Source organism: Pseudomonas syringae group sp. J309-1 (genome assembly GCF_032582135.1).
Lineage (GTDB): Bacteria > Pseudomonadota > Gammaproteobacteria > Pseudomonadales > Pseudomonadaceae > Aquipseudomonas > Aquipseudomonas quasicaspiana.
The window spans coordinates 12,937-31,916 of sequence record NZ_JAWHNU010000064.1; the positions used below are offsets into that span (position 1 = coordinate 12,937).

The 18,980-nt window shown below is 57.8% G+C and carries 14 protein-coding genes; 10 read left to right on the forward strand and 4 right to left on the reverse strand.

Features of this window, described 5'->3' with window-relative positions; genetic code table 11:
• The first annotated feature begins 180 nt into the window (after nucleotides 1-180).
• Both quiC and RX972_RS25045 read left to right on the forward strand, forming a co-directional pair.
• Nucleotides 181-2,088 carry a 3-dehydroshikimate dehydratase QuiC gene (quiC, locus tag RX972_RS25040; RefSeq protein WP_027902112.1) on the forward strand — a complete coding sequence of 636 codons (1,908 nt, stop codon included), beginning with the start codon at nucleotides 181-183 and terminating at the stop codon, nucleotides 2,086-2,088.
• A gap of 93 nt (nucleotides 2,089-2,181) precedes the next feature.
• Nucleotides 2,182-2,853: a TetR/AcrR family transcriptional regulator gene (locus tag RX972_RS25045; RefSeq protein WP_099269816.1), complete on the forward strand. Its 672-nt coding sequence runs from the start codon at nucleotides 2,182-2,184 to the stop codon at nucleotides 2,851-2,853.
• A gap of 190 nt (nucleotides 2,854-3,043) precedes the next feature.
• Here the strand turns inward: RX972_RS25045 and RX972_RS25050 are convergent, their stop codons facing one another.
• Nucleotides 3,044-3,904 (reverse strand): shikimate dehydrogenase, encoded by an 861-nt coding sequence (locus RX972_RS25050; protein WP_410478263.1) that lies wholly within the window; start codon nucleotides 3,902-3,904, stop codon nucleotides 3,044-3,046.
• A gap of 339 nt (nucleotides 3,905-4,243) precedes the next feature.
• Nucleotides 4,244-6,988, reverse strand: a complete 2,745-nt coding sequence (gene acnA / locus RX972_RS25055; RefSeq protein WP_316879485.1) for an aconitate hydratase AcnA — start codon at nucleotides 6,986-6,988, stop codon at nucleotides 4,244-4,246.
• A gap of 209 nt (nucleotides 6,989-7,197) precedes the next feature.
• Between acnA and rlmM the strand changes: the two genes are divergently transcribed.
• The 6 genes from rlmM (at nucleotide 7,198) to RX972_RS25085 (ending at nucleotide 14,205) form a co-directional block, all read left to right on the forward strand.
• Nucleotides 7,198-8,265 (forward strand): 23S rRNA (cytidine(2498)-2'-O)-methyltransferase RlmM, encoded by a 1,068-nt coding sequence (gene rlmM, locus RX972_RS25060; protein WP_316879487.1) that lies wholly within the window; start codon nucleotides 7,198-7,200, stop codon nucleotides 8,263-8,265.
• Between the two features lie 282 nt (nucleotides 8,266-8,547).
• Nucleotides 8,548-9,159 (forward strand): tRNA-(ms[2]io[6]A)-hydroxylase, encoded by a 612-nt coding sequence (locus RX972_RS25065; protein WP_027902107.1) that lies wholly within the window; start codon nucleotides 8,548-8,550, stop codon nucleotides 9,157-9,159.
• Nucleotides 9,160-9,420: 261 nt separating this feature from the next.
• Nucleotides 9,421-9,909, forward strand: coding sequence for a MarR family winged helix-turn-helix transcriptional regulator (locus tag RX972_RS25070; protein ID WP_316879492.1), 489 nt, complete (start codon nucleotides 9,421-9,423; stop codon nucleotides 9,907-9,909).
• Entirely contained in the window at nucleotides 9,906-11,381 is a 1,476-nt protein-coding gene (locus tag RX972_RS25075; protein ID WP_316879494.1) for an efflux transporter outer membrane subunit, read from the forward strand. Before RX972_RS25070 ends, RX972_RS25075 begins: the two co-directional genes overlap by 4 nt.
• Nucleotides 11,382-11,386: 5 nt before the next feature.
• Nucleotides 11,387-12,601 (forward strand): HlyD family efflux transporter periplasmic adaptor subunit, encoded by a 1,215-nt coding sequence (locus RX972_RS25080; RefSeq protein WP_122397505.1) that lies wholly within the window; start codon nucleotides 11,387-11,389, stop codon nucleotides 12,599-12,601.
• Between the two features lie 65 nt (nucleotides 12,602-12,666).
• On the forward strand, nucleotides 12,667-14,205 hold the full coding sequence (locus tag RX972_RS25085) for a DHA2 family efflux MFS transporter permease subunit (RefSeq protein WP_099269822.1): 1,539 nt from the start codon (nucleotides 12,667-12,669) through the stop codon (nucleotides 14,203-14,205).
• Nucleotides 14,206-14,287: 82 nt separating this feature from the next.
• On the opposite strand, the gene lpxH is transcribed toward RX972_RS25085, so the two are convergent.
• Both lpxH and RX972_RS25095 read right to left on the reverse strand, forming a co-directional pair.
• Nucleotides 14,288-15,043 carry a UDP-2,3-diacylglucosamine diphosphatase gene (lpxH, locus tag RX972_RS25090; protein ID WP_231677483.1) on the reverse strand — a complete coding sequence of 252 codons (756 nt, stop codon included), beginning with the start codon at nucleotides 15,041-15,043 and terminating at the stop codon, nucleotides 14,288-14,290.
• A complete protein-coding gene (locus RX972_RS25095) occupies nucleotides 15,040-15,543 on the reverse strand; it encodes a peptidylprolyl isomerase (RefSeq protein WP_027902101.1) in 504 nt (167 codons plus the stop codon). Before RX972_RS25095 ends, lpxH begins: the two co-directional genes overlap by 4 nt.
• Before the next feature lie 207 nt (nucleotides 15,544-15,750).
• Between RX972_RS25095 and RX972_RS25100 the strand changes: the two genes are divergently transcribed.
• Nucleotides 15,751-17,445, forward strand: a complete 1,695-nt coding sequence (locus tag RX972_RS25100; RefSeq protein ID WP_027902100.1) for a glutamine--tRNA ligase/YqeY domain fusion protein — start codon at nucleotides 15,751-15,753, stop codon at nucleotides 17,443-17,445.
• A gap of 9 nt (nucleotides 17,446-17,454) precedes the next feature.
• Complete coding sequence (cysS, locus tag RX972_RS25105) at nucleotides 17,455-18,837, forward strand: cysteine--tRNA ligase (protein ID WP_316879503.1); 1,383 nt, start codon at nucleotides 17,455-17,457, stop codon at nucleotides 18,835-18,837.
• The last annotated feature ends 143 nt before the right edge of the window (nucleotides 18,838-18,980 follow it).

An 18,980-nucleotide genomic window follows, 5' to 3' on the forward strand; every position in this document is an offset into this window, starting at 1 on the left:
ACAAATCTGCTTTTGGGCGATTATCGAACATTAAACTAACTGTCTGGTACATTATGAATTGCGATGGCCGTTGGCCGGGAGAATAATTCAGTTACCCCCCGTCCGTACTTTTGCCGTCCCTGCGTTCGGGGGGCATTTGAAATGCGATCCGCAGAGGTCGCGATCTCACAGGAGTCAAACATGCAACGTTCGATTGCCACCGTTTCCTTGAGCGGAACCCTGCCGGAAAAACTCGAAGCCATCGCCGCTGCCGGCTTTGACGGTGTCGAGATTTTCGAAAATGACCTCCTTTACTACGATGGCAGCCCCCGCCATGTGCGGCAGATCTGCGCCGATCTGGGCATTGCCATTACCTTGTTCCAGCCTTTCCGGGACTTCGAGGGCTGCCGCCGCGACCGTTTGCCCCGCAACCTGGACCGCGCCGAGCGCAAATTCGATTTGATGCAGGAACTGGGCACCGATCTGGTGCTGGTCTGCAGCAACAGCGCCGCCGACTCTCTGGGGGACGAACATATCCTGCGTGATGACCTGGCGATGCTGGCCGAGCGTGCGGGTGCCCGTCAGTTGCGAGTGGGCTACGAAGCGCTGGCCTGGGGCCGGCACGTCAACACCTGGCAACAAGTCTGGAATCTGGTGAAACAGGTCGATCATCCCGCCTTGGGCGTGTTGCTCGACAGTTTCCACACCTTGTCCCTCAAGGGCGATCCGAGCGCGATTGCGCAGATCCCCGGCGACAAGATCTTCTTTGTGCAAATGGCAGACGCGCCGATTCTGGCCATGGACGTCATGGAGTGGAGCCGTCACTTCCGCTGCTTCCCCGGCCAGGGAGAGTTCGATCTGCCGGGCTTCCTCGCACCGATTCTGAAAACGGGTTACACCGGGCCGCTGTCGCTGGAAATCTTCAATGACGGCTTCCGTGCCGCGCCGCCGCGTTCCAATGCTGCCGATGGCTTGCGTTCGTTGCTTTATCTGGAAGAGAAAACCCGGCTGTTGCTTGAGCAGCAGAATGAACCCGTTGCCAAGGACCTGTTGTTCAGCCCGCCACCTGCCAGCACTTACAACGGCGTCGAGTTTCTCGAGTTTGCGGTGGACGACGCTCAGGGCGCGCGCCTTGCCGGTTGGCTGAGTAATCTCGGTTTCGCCAGGCTTGGCCAGCACCGGTCCAAAGCGGTCAGCCTGATGGGGCAGGGCGATATCAAGATCGTGCTCAACGCCGAACCTTATTCATTTGCTCACAGTTTTTTTGAGGCCCACGGTCCTTCGCTTTGCGCCACTGCCTTGCGTGTCGAGAACGGTTCGGCAGCGCTGGAGCGTGCCCAGGCGTTCAAAGGTCAGCCGTATCGCGGGCTGGTCGGGCCTAACGAGCGGGAAGTGCCATCGGTACGCGCGCCGGATGGCAGCCTGATTTACCTGGTCGAGCCTGCTGTGCCGGGTGAATCGATATACGACATCGACTTCATGGTTAACCCGAACGCACAGGCCGGTGGCGGCCTGCAGCGCATCGATCACATGGCCATGGCGCTGCCCGCCGACAGCCTGGACAGTTGGGTGCTGTTCTATAAAAGTCTGCTGGATTTCGAAGCCGACGACGAAGTCGTTCTGCCCGACCCTTATGGTCTGGTGAAAAGCCGGGCGTTGCGCAGCCGTTGCAGCACAGTGCGTTTGCCGCTGAATATTTCGGAAAATCGCAACACGGCAATCTCTCACGCACTGTCCAGTTATCGAGGCTCAGGCGTGCACCACATCGCTTTTGCCTGCGAGGATATCTTTGCCGAAGTCAGCCGCGCCAAAGAGGCTGGCTTGAAGCTGCTGGACATCCCGCTCAATTACTACGACGATCTGGCCGCGCGCTTTGATTTCGATGACGAATTCCTCAGCGAACTGGCTTATTACAACGTGCTTTATGACCGCGATGCCCAGGGTGGCGAGCTGTTTCACGTGTACACCGAGCCGTTCGACGATCGTTTTTTCTTCGAGATCCTGCAGCGCAAGAATGGCTATGTGGGTTACGGCGCCGCCAACGTTGCAGTACGTCTGGCAGCCATGGCCAAGACACGCAGCGGAGCCGCTCGTCAGGCCCGGCTCTGATCCATGTAGCGCAGTCATTTTGAGCCTCGAGGGCGGCACCAGGACTATGAGAAACATAGCACCGCCCCGATCCGACCGTGGTATGCCGCTGAAATGACAACTATTGATGAAAGTGCCGTGATCGCCCCGGTTAGAACAACGGCGACAGGGCGCAAGAATAATCCGGAAAAAACCCGGGATGACATCCTTCAGGCAGCCATTGCCGAGTTCGTCGCCCAGGGTTTGTCCGGCGCGCGTGTCGACGCTATCGCCGAGCGTACAAAAACCTCCAAGCGGATGATTTATTACTACTTCAACAGCAAGGAGCAGTTGTACGCCGAGGTGCTGGAAAGGCTTTATGGCGACATTCGCCGCACGGAAAGCGGACTCAATCTGGATGCGCTGGAGCCCATGCAGGCCATTGAGCGGCTGGTGGAGTTCACCTTCGATCACCACGACCGTAACGTCGACTTCGTGCGGATCGTGTGTATCGAGAACATCCACAACGGCGAGAACGTCAAACAGTCACCGACCATCCGCCAGTTGAGCCAGAACATTGTCAGCATTCTCGACAATATTTTGCGTCGCGGCGAAGCGCTAGGAGTGTTTCGCCAAGGCGTGAACGCTATTGATCTGCATCTGATGATCAGCTCGTTCTGTTTCTACCGGATCTCGAACCGCCACACCTTTTCCGAGATCTTCCAGATCGAATTGGTCAACGATGAGATCAAACAGCGGCACAAGGCGATGCTGTGTGATTCGGTGAGTCGATACTTGCGGCCTTGATCGCGGTCCCACTGAATCGCGCCAATATTGGGGTTGGTGCAGAACCTGTGGGAGCAGAGCTTGCTCGCGATTCAGGCGCCTCGGTTTCCGATCGAACTCCGAGCTGACTGAATCGTTGGAATGCCGCCCAAACTAAGCTCTGCTCCCCCAGGGGAATGTGGCATCTGGAGATATCAGGTCAACCCAGTGATCAATCACCCATCCTCGCAAAGTGATCCTGCATCCGCCCGGCATTTGCAGTCTGGCCGCTGAACAATTCAAAAGCCTTCACCGCCTGAAACACCGCCATGGTGCCTCCGTCCAGCGTGCGGCAACCCAAGGCGCGGGCGTGTTTGAGCAGTTCGGTTTCAAGCGGGAAATAGATAATTTCTGCGACCCACAGGGCCTTATGCAACAGCTCGGGAGGTAGCGGTGTACCAGGCAGTTTGGTCATGCCGACCGGGGTGGTGTTGACCAGGCCATTGGCAGCGGCCATGGCTTCACGCAAATCCCGACCGACCAACGCCCGGTTCGCGCCGAAGTGGCTGTTCAGGTTATCCACCAGGCCTTGGGCTCTTGCCGGGTCCACTTCGAAAATACTCAGTTGTTCGACGCCTTCGGCCAGCAAGGCATGGGCCACTGCGGCGCCCGCGCCACCGGCACCCATCTGCACCACGCGCTGGCGGGGCACGTCATTGAGTCCGCGACGGAAACCTTCGGCGAAACCCAGGCAATCGGTGTTGTGGCCAATCCGCTGACCATCTTTGAACAGCACCGTGTTCACCGCGCCGATACCCCGGGCCTCAGGCGAGAGGTCATCCAGTAGCGGGATAACCGCCTGTTTGCAGGGAAAGGTAATGTTCAGCCCGGTGTAGCCCATGCGCTGCGCGCTGGTGATCAAGTCGGGCAGGGCGGTGATGTCGAGTTTGAGCGCATCGAGGTCGAGCAGTCGATACAGATAACGGATACCTTGGGCATCGCCTTCGTGCTCATGCAGCGCCGGGGTGCGCGAGGCCTGGATACCCGAACCGATGAGGCCGGCGAGAATGGACGGTTTACGAATGAAAGTCATGGCGATCGGCTCTTATTAGATGCCGCATTCAGGGATCGAAGGATGCGGTTTAAGCAAAATGTACCAGATGGTTAATTTTGCGGAAGAGCCAGGGTGAAGGCAAGGCGATAAATCTGTTCGTTTATCGCCCTGGTTGATGATCTGAACCTGAATTGGAATTGGAATTGGATTTGGAATTGGAATTGGAATTGGAATGAGATTCTGTGGGAGCCGAGCTTGCTCGCGATGCAGGAGACACCGCTAGAAGACATACCGCGCTATCGTTTATCGCCGGAATACCGACCAGACCAAGCTCAGCCCCCACAGAATTGGGTCCTCTCAGTTAGTTTTCTGAGCCACTCAAGAAGCAATCAACTGCCGCAACACATAATGCAGAATCCCGCCCGCCTTGAAGTACTCCACCTCATTCAGGGTATCGATGCGGCACAGCACATCGACCATTTCCTGGGTGCCGTCTTCGCGGGTGATCGTCAGCTTGAGGCTCATGCCGGGTCGAAGCTCGGCATGGGTCAGGCCGCTGATATCCAGCGTCTCCTTACCGGTAAGGTTCAACGTCTTGCGACTCTGGCCATTCTTGAACTGCAGCGGCAATACACCCATGCCTACCAGATTGGAGCGATGGATACGTTCGAAGCTCTCGGCAATCACCGCTTTGACGCCCAGCAGGTTAGTGCCTTTTGCGGCCCAGTCGCGGCTTGAACCGGTGCCGTATTCCTGACCGGCAATGATCACCAGTGGCGTTTTTTCAGCCTGATAGCGCATGGCTGCATCGTAAATCGGCATCTCCTCGTCAGTGGGGGCGTGCAGTGTAAAACCGCCTTCTTCGCCGCCGAGCATCTCGTTGCGGATACGGATATTGGCGAAGGTCCCGCGCATCATGACTTCATGATTGCCGCGACGTGAACCGTAAGAGTTGAAGTCTCGTGGCTCAACGCCTTGTTGACGCAGATAGCGGCCTGCCGGGCTGTCCGTCTTGATGTTACCGGCCGGGGAAATGTGGTCGGTGGTCACCGAGTCGCCCAGCAAGGCAAGCACGCGTGCGCTGTGGATGTCTTCGATGATCGGCAGTGGCCCGGCGATGTCTTCGAAGAAGGGTGGATGCTGGATGTAGGTCGAATCGTCCTGCCACACGTAAGTTGCAGCTTGCGGCACTTCGATGGCTTGCCACTGTTCGTCGCCGGCGAACACCTCGGCGTATTCCTTGTGGAACATGCCGGTATTGACCTGCTCAACCGCTTCTGCGATTTCCTTCTGGCTCGGCCAGATATCGCGCAGATAAACCGGTTGACCGTCTTTGCCTTCACCCAGCGATTCGCTGCTGATATCGACTCTCACGCTACCCGCCAGCGCATAGGCAACAACCAGCGGCGGGGAGGCCAGCCAGTTGGTTTTGACCAGCGGATGCACGCGGCCTTCGAAGTTACGGTTCCCGGACAGCACTGACGCCACGGTCAAATCCGATTGTTGAATGGCTTTCTCGATAGGATCAGGCAACGGCCCGGAGTTGCCGATGCACGTGGTACAGCCATAGCCCACCAGATCGAAACCCAGTGCGTCGAGGTACTGGGTCAGCCCGGCGGCTTTGTAATAGTCGGTCACCACTTTGGAGCCAGGGGCCAGCGACGTCTTCACCCAAGGCTTGGTTTTCAGGCCTTTCTCCACGGCTTTTTTCGCCACCAGTCCGGCGGCCATCATTACGCTAGGGTTAGAGGTGTTGGTACAGGAGGTAATTGCCGCGATGACCACAGCGCCGTTTTTCAGGCGATAGGTACGGCCTTCGTGCTCGTATTCGGCCTCACCGGTCACTTGATCGGCATTGCCCACCGCGACACCGCCGCCGCCTTCACTTTCCAGACGACCTTCGTCTTTCTGGGCAGGTTTGAATTGCAGGCCGAGGAAGTCAGTAAAGGCTTGGGCAACATCCGGCAACGCGACGCGATCCTGAGGACGCTTCGGACCGGCCAGGCTGGCTACGACCGTGTTCATATCCAGTTCAAGACTGTCGGTAAACACCGGATCCTGGCCGGGCAGGCGCCAGAGGCCTTGGGCCTTGCAGTAGGCCTCAACCAGTTTCACGGTTTCATCAGGACGACCGGACAGGCGTAGATAGTCCAGGGTCACATCGTCGACCGGGAAGAAACCGCAGGTCGCACCATATTCAGGGGCCATGTTGGCGATGGTGGCACGGTCAGCCAATGGCAGTTCCGCCAGGCCGTCACCGTAAAATTCGACAAATTTGCCGACCACGCCTTTCTTGCGCAGCATTTGCGTGACGGTCAGCACGAGGTCGGTAGCGGTGATGCCTTCTCTGAGCTTGCCATTGAGTTTGAAACCGATCACTTCCGGGATCAGCATCGACACCGGCTGACCCAGCATCGCTGCTTCCGCTTCGATACCGCCCACACCCCAGCCCAGGACGCCGAGGCCGTTAATCATAGTGGTGTGAGAATCGGTGCCCACCAGCGTGTCGGGGAAGGCATAGGTGCGGCCATCCTCGTCTTTGGTCCAGGCCGTGCGCCCCAGGTATTCCAGATTGACCTGGTGACAGATCCCGGTGCCCGGCGGTACCACGCTGAAATTATCGAAAGCGCTCTGGCCCCAGCGCAGGAAAGCGTAACGCTCCCCGTTGCGCTCCATTTCGATATCGACGTTTTGCGCGAATGAATCTGCATTGCCGAACTTGTCGACCATCACCGAGTGGTCGATGACCAGATCCACGGGTGACAACGGGTTGATACGCTGCGGATCGCCGCCAGCCTTGGCCACGGCGGCGCGCATGGCAGCCAGGTCGACCACGGCCGGTACGCCGGTGAAGTCTTGCATCAGAACGCGGGCAGGGCGGTACTGAATTTCCCGGTCGGAGCGACGCTCGCCCAGCCAGGCGGCCAGCGATTTGAGGTCTGTTCCGGTGACGGTCTTGTTGTCTTCCCAGCGCAGCAGGTTTTCCAGCAGCACCTTGAGGGACATCGGCAATTTGCTCAGATCGCCCAAGCTCTTCGCGGCTTCCGGCAGACTGAAGTAGTGGTAGGTCTTGTTGTCGATTTCGAGTGTTTTAAGGGTGTTCAGGCTATCGAGGGAGGGCATGAAATAACTCCTTTGATGCGTCCGCACGGTACGGACTGGACGATTGAAATCCTTTTGCAAGCTTGGGTCTTGGTATCGCTCGCGATTGAATGCTTATGTGCTAATGACCAGCCGGTTCCACCAGTGGTTCCTGATTCAGCTATCATGCTCGCCTTTTGCGTCGCTGAGGTTAATTCTCTCGTATAGGTCGACGTGTTCAGGAGCACCCCATGAACACCCTGTTTATGCACTGTCGTCCGGGCTTTGAAGGTGAGGTCTGTTCGGAAATCGCCGAGCATGCGGCACGCCTCAATGTGTCCGGCTACGCCAAAGCCAAGCCAAATACCGCCTGCGCCGAATTTGTCTGCACCGAGGGCGACGGTGCCGAGCGGCTTATGAATGGCCAGCGCTTCTCGAAACTGATCTTCCCTCGCCAATGGGCTCGGGGTGTGTTTCTGGAGTTGCCGGAAACACACCGCATCAGTGTCATTCTTGAGCACATGGCGAGCTTTGCCACCTGCGGCAGCCTGTGGCTGGAAGTGGTCGACACCAACGATGGCAAGGAGCTTTCGACGTTCTGTCGCAAGTTCGAAGCCCCGTTGCGCAAGGCGCTGACTCAGGCTGGCAAGCTGGTCGACGATCCGCGTAAGCCACGCTTGTTGCTGACCTTCAAGAGTGGTCGTGAGGTGTTTCTCGGACTGGCTGATGCCGACAATTCGGCGATGTGGCCCATGGGCATCCCTCGTCTGAAATTTCCCCGTGAAGCGCCAAGTCGTTCAACGCTGAAACTGGAAGAGGCCTGGCATCACTTCATCCCGCGTGATCAGTGGGATGAGCGTCTTTCCGGTGACATGACCGGTGTTGACCTCGGCGCTGCGCCGGGTGGCTGGACTTACCAACTGGTGCGTCGCGGCATGCTGGTGACGGCCATCGACAACGGGCCAATGGCCGAAAGCCTGATGGACACCGGGCTGGTTCAGCATTTGATGGCCGATGGGTTTACTTACAAACCGCGCCAACCGGTGGACTGGATGGTGTGTGACATCGTCGAGAAACCCGCGCGCAATGCTGCTTTGCTGGAAACCTGGCTGGGTGAGGGCTTGTGTCGCGAAGCCGTGGTCAACCTCAAATTGCCGATGAAACAGCGCTATGCCGAAGTCAGTCGCCTGTTACTGCGCATTGAGGAAGGCTTCGAAGCGCGAGGTATTCGGGTCGAGATCGGCTGCAAGCAGCTGTACCACGACCGCGAAGAAGTGACCTGCCATTTGCGTCGGCTGGACGGGAAGCGCAAGGGGTGAGTTGCACTATCGCCTGAACCTGATTTGAAATGCGACCTTGTGGGAGCCGGGCGTGCCCGCGATGCATGAGACGTGGTCAGAGGGCATTCCGCGTTATCGTTTATCGTCGGAATGCCGCCCAGACCAAGCTCGGCTCCCACAGGGCCGCATTCCTGATGGCTAATCACCTAATCGCTGGGCAATACGCTGGTTCAGGCGTGACAACTTCAGCTCATTTCTATCGCCGTACACCCATCGCGCTCGTATAATGCCCGGCCTTGTCGTCCGGCCTTTTGTGAGCCTATGTACCCGATTCCCGAAATTGAAGCCTTCCTCCTTTGCCGCACCCCCGATAGCTGGGTTCAGGCTGCATTACGCAATCTGGATATCCTGCTGATCGACCACGCGAACAACGAAAAGAAGGCGGCCGGGGCGGCGTTTCAGTTCATGTTCCAGTACAACGACAAGTTTGACCTGCTGAGCAAGATGTCGCGCCTGGCTCGGGAAGAGCTGCGCCACTTCGAGCAAGTGCTGAGCATCATCCGCAAGCGCGAAATCCCCATGGCCAACGTCAGTTCTGCACGGTATGCCGGGGCTCTGCGCAAGCTGGTGCGCAATCACAATCCGTATCGTCTGACGGATGCGTTGATCGTCGGGGCGATTGTCGAAGCCCGTTCCTGCGAGCGCTTCGCCTGTCTGGTGCCACACCTGGATGAAGAGCTGGGTAAGTTCTACGCCGGGCTGTTGAAGTCCGAAGCACGCCATTTTCAGGACTATCTGAAGCTGGCCTACACCTATGGCGACAAGGCTGATGTTGACGCCAAGATCGAAGAAGTCCGCCTCGCCGAACGCGAACTGATCGAAAGCCCGGACGAAGAGTTCCGGTTTCACAGCGGTGTGCCGGCGTTCGGTTGAGCCCCTGATTATTTGAGCCTGATGCGATTATGTGGGAGCGGTGCTTGCCCGCGATAAGAGCAACGCGATCTAAAGTGAATCGCATCCAGCCTTATCGCGGGCAAGCACCGCTCCCACAGGTACTGCATTTCTTGCACGATTGTGCATGCAGCCAAGACGCTTTTCCTTAAATAGCAAGCAAGCTAATAAAAGCTTTGCCATTTGCTGCCTAGGCAGTAATATCGCCACATTCTCTGCCTAGGCAGCTAATTTGGTGGATTCATGAAACATTTCAGTCCTGACAATCAGCAGTCGACGATCATGGGCATGCTGATCGGCCGCACCAATTCGCTGAAGGATCGCATTCTCGACAAGCAATTAGTGCCCTACGGCATCACTTTCTCGCAGTTCAAGGTGTTGATCATCGTTGCCCAGCTCCGCGCGGACACTCCCGCTGAATTGTGTCGGCACCTGTCCCTGGACAGCGGTTCCATGACCCGCATGCTTGATCGCCTTGAGCAGAAACAACTGCTGGAGCGCACCCGATCGGCCACTGATCGGCGTCAGGTCCAGTTGGTTCTGACGGAGCAGGGGCGAATCATCACCGACCAATTGCCGCAAATTGGCGCTGAAGCCATGAATGAATTGCTTGGCGTGCTGGATGCGGAAGAGGTGGCAAGTCTGGAGAGAATTCTCAGCAAGGTGCTGATCGATGCCAACGATCACATCGCCATTACCCGTCTGAGTTTCAAAGACAGAGGTGCAGAATGAGCCTTTCTGTATCGCGGGCGCGCTATAGCCTGTTGCTGATCGCCCTGAGTGTCGCCGGTTGCGCCAACTACAGCGGCCTGACCACCCAAGGCAAAAGCCTTGACGCTAATACCTTGCAAGCCGAACACAGCCTGCAAGGTATTAGCCTGTCGCCTGCGGCCTGGCCTAAACGTGACTGGTGGACAAACCTCGGCGATCCTCAACTGAACGCCCTGATCGACGAAGCCCTGCGCGACAGCCCCGACATGCAGGTCGCCAATGCGCGCACTCATCAAGCCATGGCTTCGGCCTACGCTGCCGATGCGGCACGTATGCCGACAGTCGACGCCGACGCCAGTGTCAGTCGCTCGCGCCTGGCCCGGGATCAGGACCCGAGCGGCATGGGCGGGCGCTACAGCACCTTGCGCAGCCTCGCGGTGAACTTCAATCACAACTTCGATTTATGGGGCGGCCAGCGGGCAGCCTGGGAAGCTGCTTTGGGTCAGGCTCGCGCTGCTGAAGTCGATGAACAGGCTGCGCGCCTGACGTTGGCTGCCGATGTGGCGCGTGCCTACAGCGATGTAGGTCAGGCTTACATCGTTCATGATCTGGCGACTGAGGATCTCAAGCGCACGCAACAATTGCTCAACCTGGGCAATCAGCGCCTGCAGTCCGGGATTGACAGCCAGTATCAATATCAGCAGACCGAAAGCCTGGAGGCCAACTCCCAAGAGGCGCTGATCGCCGCGGAGAAAAGCCTGCGCAGCGCAAAAATCGCTTTAGCGGTGTTGCTCGGTAAAGGCCCGGATCGCGGTCAGGAAATCGCCAGACCCAACTTGCTCAAGCCTGCCGTTGTTACCTTGCCGACTTCATTGCCCGCCGAGTTGCTGGGACGTCGGCCTGACATCGTTGCGGCCCGCTGGCGCGTTGAAGCCGCGAGCAAGAATATCGTGGCGGGCAAGACCAATTTCTATCCGAACCTAAACCTCAGTGCCGCTGCCGGGGCTGAGTCACTGCTGGGTGACGCTATGTTTGGTTCGGCCAGTCGCTTCTTCAATGTTGCCCCGACCATTTCCCTGCCGTTGTTCGACGGCGGCCGTTTGCGTGCTGATCTGGACGCTCGCGATGCTGATTACGATCTGGCCGTGGCGCAATACAACAAGAGCCTGGTGCGGGCCTTGGGCGACGTCAGCGACAACATCGGTCAGTTGCGTGCCATCGATGGCCAGATTCAGGCCCGTCAGCACGCTACGGATGTGGTCCAGCAATCATTCAACACCGTGACCCAGCGCTATGGCTCGGGGATCGGCAATTACCTGGACGTGCTGACTACAGAGCAGCAATTACTCCAGTCACAACGCCAACTGGCTGATCTCAACGCCGAACGAATCGATTTGTCGATCCAGTTGATGCAAGCCCTGGGCGGTGGTTTCGAGGGCGAAAGTCCCTCCGACGCCACTTCATCAACTGCTTCGCTGACTAACTCAAGGTAATCGTCATGGCCACTGCCGCTAGCGAAAATACTTCTGGCAACGCTCCGGAAAACAGTAAAAAAGACACTAACCCACGTAAGCGCAAACTGCTCCTGATCGGCTTGGCGCTCGTGGTCATTCTCGGCGGGTTGGGCGTCTGGGCCTGGCATGAACTGTATGGCCGCTGGAATGAAAACACCGACGATGCTTATGTGAACGGTAATGTGGTGGAAATCACTCCGCTGGTCACCGGCACTGTGACCAGCATTGGCGCGGATGATGGTGATCTGGTCCGCGCCGGGCAGGTGTTGCTGCAATTTGACCCTTCGGATGCCGAAGTCGGTCTGCAAAGTGCCGAAGCCAATCTGGGCAAAACCGTGCGGCAGGTTCGCGGTCTGTACAGCAATGTCGACGGCATGAAAGCGCAACTGGCAGCCCAGCGCGCTGAAGTGAAAAAGGCTCAGGACAACTACACCCGGCGCAAAAGTCTTGCCGCAGGCGGGGCAATTTCTCAGGAAGAGCTGTCCCACGCCCATGACGATTTGATCAGTGCGCAAAGCGCCTTGAGCAATGTTCAGCAGCAACTGGCGAGTAGTGTCGCGTTGGTGGATGACACCGAAGTGTCGTCGCACCCGGACGTGAAGGCCGCTGCGGCTCAGTTGCGTCAGGCTTACCTGGCCAATGCTCGCAGCACCTTGATCGCGCCGGTCACCGGTTACGTCGCCAAACGAACGGTACAACTGGGCCAGCGCGTTCAGCCGGGCACCGCATTGATGGCGGTGATTCCGCTGGATCAGTTGTGGATCGATGCCAACTTCAAGGAAACCCAACTGGGCAAAATGCGCATTGGTCAGCCAGTGGAAATCGAGTCGGACCTTTACGGCAGTGACGTGAAGTACAGCGGCACCATCGACAGTCTGGGTGCCGGTACCGGCAGTGCATTCGCTCTGCTGCCTGCACAGAACGCCACCGGCAACTGGATCAAGATCGTTCAGCGCGTTCCCGTTCGTGTCCACATCAACGCAGAAGAACTGGCGAAGCATCCGCTGCGCATCGGCCTGTCCACGACAGTTAACGTCGATCTGCATGATCAGAGCGGACCGGTATTGGCGCAACAGCCGCCGAAGCAGGCTTCGTTCAGCACCAACGTCTATGAGCAGCAACTGGCCGAGGCAGATGCCTTGATCAATCGTCTGATTCATGAAAACAGCGCACTGACCGGCAAGACTGCTCAGCGCTGATCCGCCAATCCGCGTGCCCTGGCCTTTGAACGGCCGGGGCAGCGTCAAGTTTTCAGGGATTCGCGATGAGCGCCAACGCCCCCGCATCATTTACGCCGCCCAGCCTGCTGCTGTGTACCATCGGCCTGTCGCTGGCGACCTTCATGCAGGTTCTCGATACGACGATTGCCAATGTCGCCTTGCCGACCATTTCCGGCAATCTGGGCGTCAGCTCGGAGCAGGGCACTTGGGTTATTACCTCGTTCGCCGTGAGTAACGCCATCGCCTTGCCGCTGACAGGCTGGCTGAGCCGCCGTTTTGGCGAGGTGAAGCTTTTTCTGTGGGCGACGATTCTGTTTGTGCTGGCGTCGTTCCTGTGCGGGATTTCCCAGTCAATGCCTGAGCTGGTGGGCTTTCGCGTGCTGCAAGGCGTAGTGGCGGGGCCGTTGTACCCCATGACGCAAACCCTGTTGATTGCGGTGTACCCCCCGGCGAAAAGGGGGATGGCACTGGCATTGCTGGCGATGGTCACGGTGGTCGCACCGATTGCCGGGCCGATTCTCGGCGGCTGGATCACTGACAGTTACAGCTGGCCGTGGATCTTCTTCATCAACATCCCGATTGGCCTGTTCGCAGTGCTGGTCGTACGCATGCAAATGGCCAAACGGCCAGTGGTGACCAGTTACCAGCCCATGGACTATATCGGGCTGATCACTTTGATCATTGGCGTCGGTGCCTTGCAGATCGTGCTCGACAAGGGCAACGACCTGGACTGGTTCGAGTCAAATTTCATCGTCATTGGCGCGCTGATTTCAGCCGTAGCATTGTCGGTTTTCGTGATCTGGGAAATGACCGACAAGCACCCGATAGTCAATCTTCGTCTGTTTGCCTTTCGTAACTTCCGCATCGGCACCATGGTGCTGGTCGGCGGCTATTCCGGGTTCTTTGGTATCAACCTGTTGCTGCCCCAGTGGCTGCAGACCCAGATGGGCTACACGGCAACCTGGGCGGGGCTGGCTGTAGCACCCATCGGTATCTTGCCGGTGTTGATGTCGCCTTTTGTCGGCAAGTACGCACACAAGTTCGACCTGCGCGTGCTGGCCGGATTGGCGTTTCTGGCGATTGGCACCAGTTGCTTCATGCGGGCGGGCTTCACCAACGAGGTGGACTTTGAACACATCGCGCTGGTCCAGTTGTTCATGGGGGCGGGCGTGGCGTTGTTCTTCATGCCGACGTTGAGCATTCTGCTTTCAGACTTGCCGCCTAATCAGATTGCCGATGGCTCAGGGCTGGCGACGTTTTTGCGGACGCTGGGCGGTAGCTTCGCGGCATCGCTGACCACGTGGATCTGGATCCGTCGTGCCGATCAGCATCATGCGTATCTGAGTGAAAACATCAGCACTTATGATCCTGCGACCCGGGATGCGCTGAACTCACTGGGTGGTGCGAGCCCTTCGGCTTATGCGCAACTTGAGCAGACCCTCAATAGCCAGGCGTACATGATGTCCACGGTGGATTATTTCTATCTAATGGGCTGGATATTCATGGGCCTGATTTTGCTGGTCTGGCTGGCCAAACCGCCGTTCACCGCCAAGGCCGGGCCTGCGGCAGGCGGGGGACATTGATGTAGCAACTTCTCCTGTAGGAGCTGCCGAAGGCTGCGAAGCGGTGTGTCAGGGAAACCGCTTTCGCAGCCTTCGGCAGCTCCTACAAAGGATGAGGCAGGGCGGCCATCTGCTCCGGCACAAAATCAAACGCCCCCAGCTGAAACCCTTGTTCATCCACCTGCACGGCCCAGCCTTGCTTGTCCCAGTCACCCAGCACAATGCGCCGCGCCGCCTGATCGCCGATCTGTAGCTTATGGATGGCGGGGCGGTGGGTGTGGCCGTGGATCAGGGTTCGTACGTCAAATTGCTGCATCACGTTGGGCACTTCTTCTGGCGTGACGTCGACGATGTCGTTGGCTTTCATTCGGGTTTGCGAGCGGCTTTCATTGCGCAGTTTGCGCGCCAGCTTGTATCGGGTGCTCTTGGGCAGATTACGCAGCACGAACAGGGTCAGCGGGTTGCGCAGGTAACGGCGCATGCGAATGTAGCCTTCATCCCGCGTACACAGGCTGTCGCCGTGCATCAGCAGAACAGGCTCGCCGTTCAACTGAACGACGCTCGGGTCTGGCAGCAGTGTGCATCCAGCCGCTTTACAGAAGGCACGGCCAATCATGAAGTCACGATTGCCATGCATCAGAAATATTTGGGTGCCGCTATCGCTCAGCTCTCGCAAGGCCTGGCAAATCGAGCGCTGAAAGGGCGACATTGCATCATCGCCAATCCAGACCTCGAAAAAATCACCGAGGATATACAGGGCCTGAGCATCGCGGGCACGGCCCGCGATCAGATCCAGAAACGCCCGGGTAATGTCCGGGCGCTCTTCCTGCAAATGCAGATCGGAGATCAGCAATATCACTCAACGATCTCGGCTTTCTCGATGATCACGTCTTCAGTCGGTACGTCCTGGTGACCGGATTTGCTGCCGGTGGACACGCCTTTGATCTTGTCGACAACGTCAGTGCCTTCGATCACTTCAGCGAATACAGCGTAACCCCAGCCTTGAGTGGTCTTGGCGCTGTGGTTGAGGAAGCTGTTGTCGGCAACGTTGATGAAGAACTGCGCGGAGGCCGAATGCGGCTCCATGGTACGGGCCATGGCAACGCTGTACTTCTTGTTCGGCAGACCGTTGTCAGCTTCGTTCTGGATGCTTGGGCGCTTGTCTTTCTTTTCTTTCATGCCAGGCTCGAAACCGCCGCCCTGGATCATGAAGTTACCGATGACACGGTGGAAAACGGTGTTTTCGTAGTGGCCGGCGTTGACGTATTCGATGAAGTTGGCGACGGTCAGCGGCGCTTTTTCAGCGTTCAGTTCCAGGACGATGTCGCCGTGGTTGGTGGTCAATTTTACTTTGGACATATCAAAAGTCGCTCTTTTAGCATTCGTGAATGGACGCGTTATAACCCAGACGCGCAGTTTACAGAGGTCGTTACATAATTCTTTCGAGATTTTAACTCGATGGTTTTCTTACAGGGCGCTGTTAGCCTATTGACAGCTTCGGCTATCATAAGCGCTTTGATTTAGTCGGCCTACCCTGGCCGCGCACTTGTATTGTCCAAGGATCCTATGAGCAAGCCCACTCAAGACCCCGCTGCGAATTCAAAGGCAGGCCCTGCAATTCCTACCAATTTCCTGCGCCCGATTGTCCAGGCAGACCTCGATTCGGGTAAGCACACGAAGATCGTGACCCGCTTTCCGCCTGAGCCAAACGGCTATCTGCACATCGGTCACGCCAAGTCGATCTGCGTGAATTTCGGTCTGGCTCAGGAATTCGGTGGCGTCACGCACCTGCGTTTTGACGACACCAACCCGGCCAAGGAAGACCAGGAATACATCGACGCCATTGAAAGCGACGTCAAGTGGCTGGGCTTCGAGTGGGATGGCGAAGTGCGCTATGCCTCGCAGTATTTCGATCAATTGCACGACTGGGCTGTCGAGCTGATCAAGGCTGGCAAGGCTTACGTGGACGATCTGACCCCGGAGCAGGCGCGCGAATATCGCGGCACCCTGACCGAGCCGGGCAAGAACAGCCCGTTCCGTGAGCGCAGCGTTGAGGAAAACCTTGACCTGTTCGCCCGCATGAAAGCCGGTGAGTTCGAAGACGGTGCCCGCGTACTGCGCGCCAAAATCGACATGGCTTCGCCGAACATGAACCTGCGCGACCCGATCCTGTATCGCATTCGTCATGCTCACCACCACCAGACCGGCGACAAGTGGTGCATCTACCCGATCTACGACTTCACCCACGGTCAGTCGGATGCCATCGAAGGCATCACCCACTCGATCTGCACCCTGGAGTTCGAAAGCCATCGTCCGCTGTATGACTGGTTCCTCGATAACCTGCCGGTGCCAAGCAAACCGCGCCAGTACGAGTTCTCGCGCCTGAACCTGAACTACACCATCACCAGCAAGCGCAAGCTCAAGCAACTGGTCGATGAAAAGCACGTTCACGGCTGGGACGACCCGCGCATGTCGACGCTGTCGGGTTTCCGCCGTCGTGGCTACACGCCGAAGTCGATACGTAACTTCTGCGAAATGATCGGCACCAACCGTTCCGACGGCGTAGTCGATTTCGGCATGCTGGAATTCAGTATCCGCGACGATCTGGACCACAGCGCTCCGCGTGCCATGTGCGTGCTGCGTCCGTTGAAAGTCGTGATCACTAATTATCCGGAAGGTCAGGTCGAGAAGCTTGAGCTGCCGCGCCACCCGAAAGAAGACCTCGGCGTACGCGAGCTGCCGTTCTCCCGCGAGATCTACATCGACCGCGACGACTACATGGAAGAGCCGCCAAAGGGCTACAAGCGTCTGGAGCCGAATGGCGAAGTGCGCCTGCGTGGTAGCTACGTGATCCGTGCCGACGAAGCGATCAAGGATGCCGACGGCAACATCGTCGAGCTGCGTTGCTCTTACGACCCCGACACCCTGGGCAAGAACCCTGAAGGCCGTAAGGTCAAAGGCGTTGTGCACTGGGTCCCTGCGGCTGAAAGCGTTGAATGCGAAGTCCGTCTTTACGACCGTCTGTTCCGTTCGCCAAATCCTGAAAAGACCGAAGACGGCGCGACCTTCCTGGACAACATCAATCCGGATTCCCTGCAAGTGCTGACCGGTTGTCGTGCTGAACCTTCATTGGGACAAGCGCAACCGGAAGACCGTTTCCAGTTCGAACGCGAAGGTTATTTCTGCGCGGACATCAAGGACTCGAAACCTGGTCAACCAGTCTTCAACCGCACGGTGACGTTGCGGGACTCCTGGACCTGAGGCAAGCAAGTGCTTTCTATCTACAACACGCTCACCAAGAGCAAAGAAGTCTTCAAACCGCTGGATGGCAACAAGGTGCGTATGTATGTCTGCGGGATGACCGTGTACGACTACTGCCACCTGGGCCACGGCCGCAGCATGGTGGCGTTCGACCTCGTGACCCGCTGGCTGCGCTTCAGCGGTTACGACCTGACGTATGTGCGCAACATCACCGACATTGACGACAAGATCATCAATCGTGCCCGTGAAAACGGCGAGTCGTTCGATGCGCTGACGGCGCGAATGATTGATGCGATGCATGAGGACGAAGCACGGCTGAATATCCTCAAGCCGGATATGGAGCCGCGTGCCACCGATTACATCGACGGCATGCACGCCATGATTCAGACCTTGATCGACAAGGGCTACGCCTATGCACCGGGTAATGGCGACGTTTATTACCGCGTCGGCAAATTCCTCGGTTACGGCAAGCTGTCGCGCAAGAAGATCGAAGACCTGCGCATTGGCGCACGTATCGAAGTGGACGAGTCCAAGGACGATCCGCTGGACTTCGTGCTCTGGAAAGGCGTCAAACCGGGTGAACCCAGTTGGGAATCACCTTGGGGCGCCGGGCGTCCGGGCTGGCACATCGAGTGCTCGGTGATGTCCACCTGCTGCCTTGGTGAGACGTTCGATATTCATGGCGGCGGCAGCGACCTTGAGTTTCCGCACCATGAAAACGAAATCGCCCAGAGCGAAGCGGCCACTGGCAAGACCTACGCCAACGCCTGGTTGCACTGCGGCATGATTCGCATCAATGGCGAGAAGATGTCCAAGTCATTGAACAACTTCTTCACCATCCGCGACGTGCTGGAAAAATACTCGCCGGAAGTGGTGCGGTATCTGTTGGTTTCCAGTCACTACCGCAGCGCGATCAACTATTCCGAAGACAGTCTCAGGGAATCCAAGAGCGCGCTGGAGCGTTTCTACCATGCCCTTCGTGGCTTGCCGATTTCCGAGCCGCTAGGTGGTGAGGCATTCGTGGAGCGTTTCTCTGCGGCCATGAACGACGACTTCGGTACTCCGGAAGCGTGCGCGGTGTTGTTCGAGATGGTTCGTGAAATCAACCGTCTGCGAGAAACCGACTTGGCGGCCGCCGCCGGTTTGGCGGCGCGCTTGAAACAACTGGCCAGTGTGTTGGGCGTCTTGCAGCTTGAAGCCGATGACTTTTTGCGCGCAGGCGCGGAAGGGCGGGTTGATGCGGCAGAAGTCGAAGCGCTGATCCAGGCGCGTCTCGCTGCCCGCGCAGCCAAGGATTGGGCCGAGTCCGACCGCATCCGCGACCAGATCACCGCCATGGGCGTGGTGCTGGAAGATGGGAAGGGCGGTACGACCTGGCGGTTGGCGGATTGATTAGCTGACGGCTGGCTGTAATTCCCTGTGGGAGTCGCCCAAGTGTCCCAGGCACCACGCTGTCGAGCAGCAAACACGGACCCTGTAGGAGTGAGCTTGCTCGCGATTCGGCCTGTCAGTCGATGAATATATTGCCTGTACTG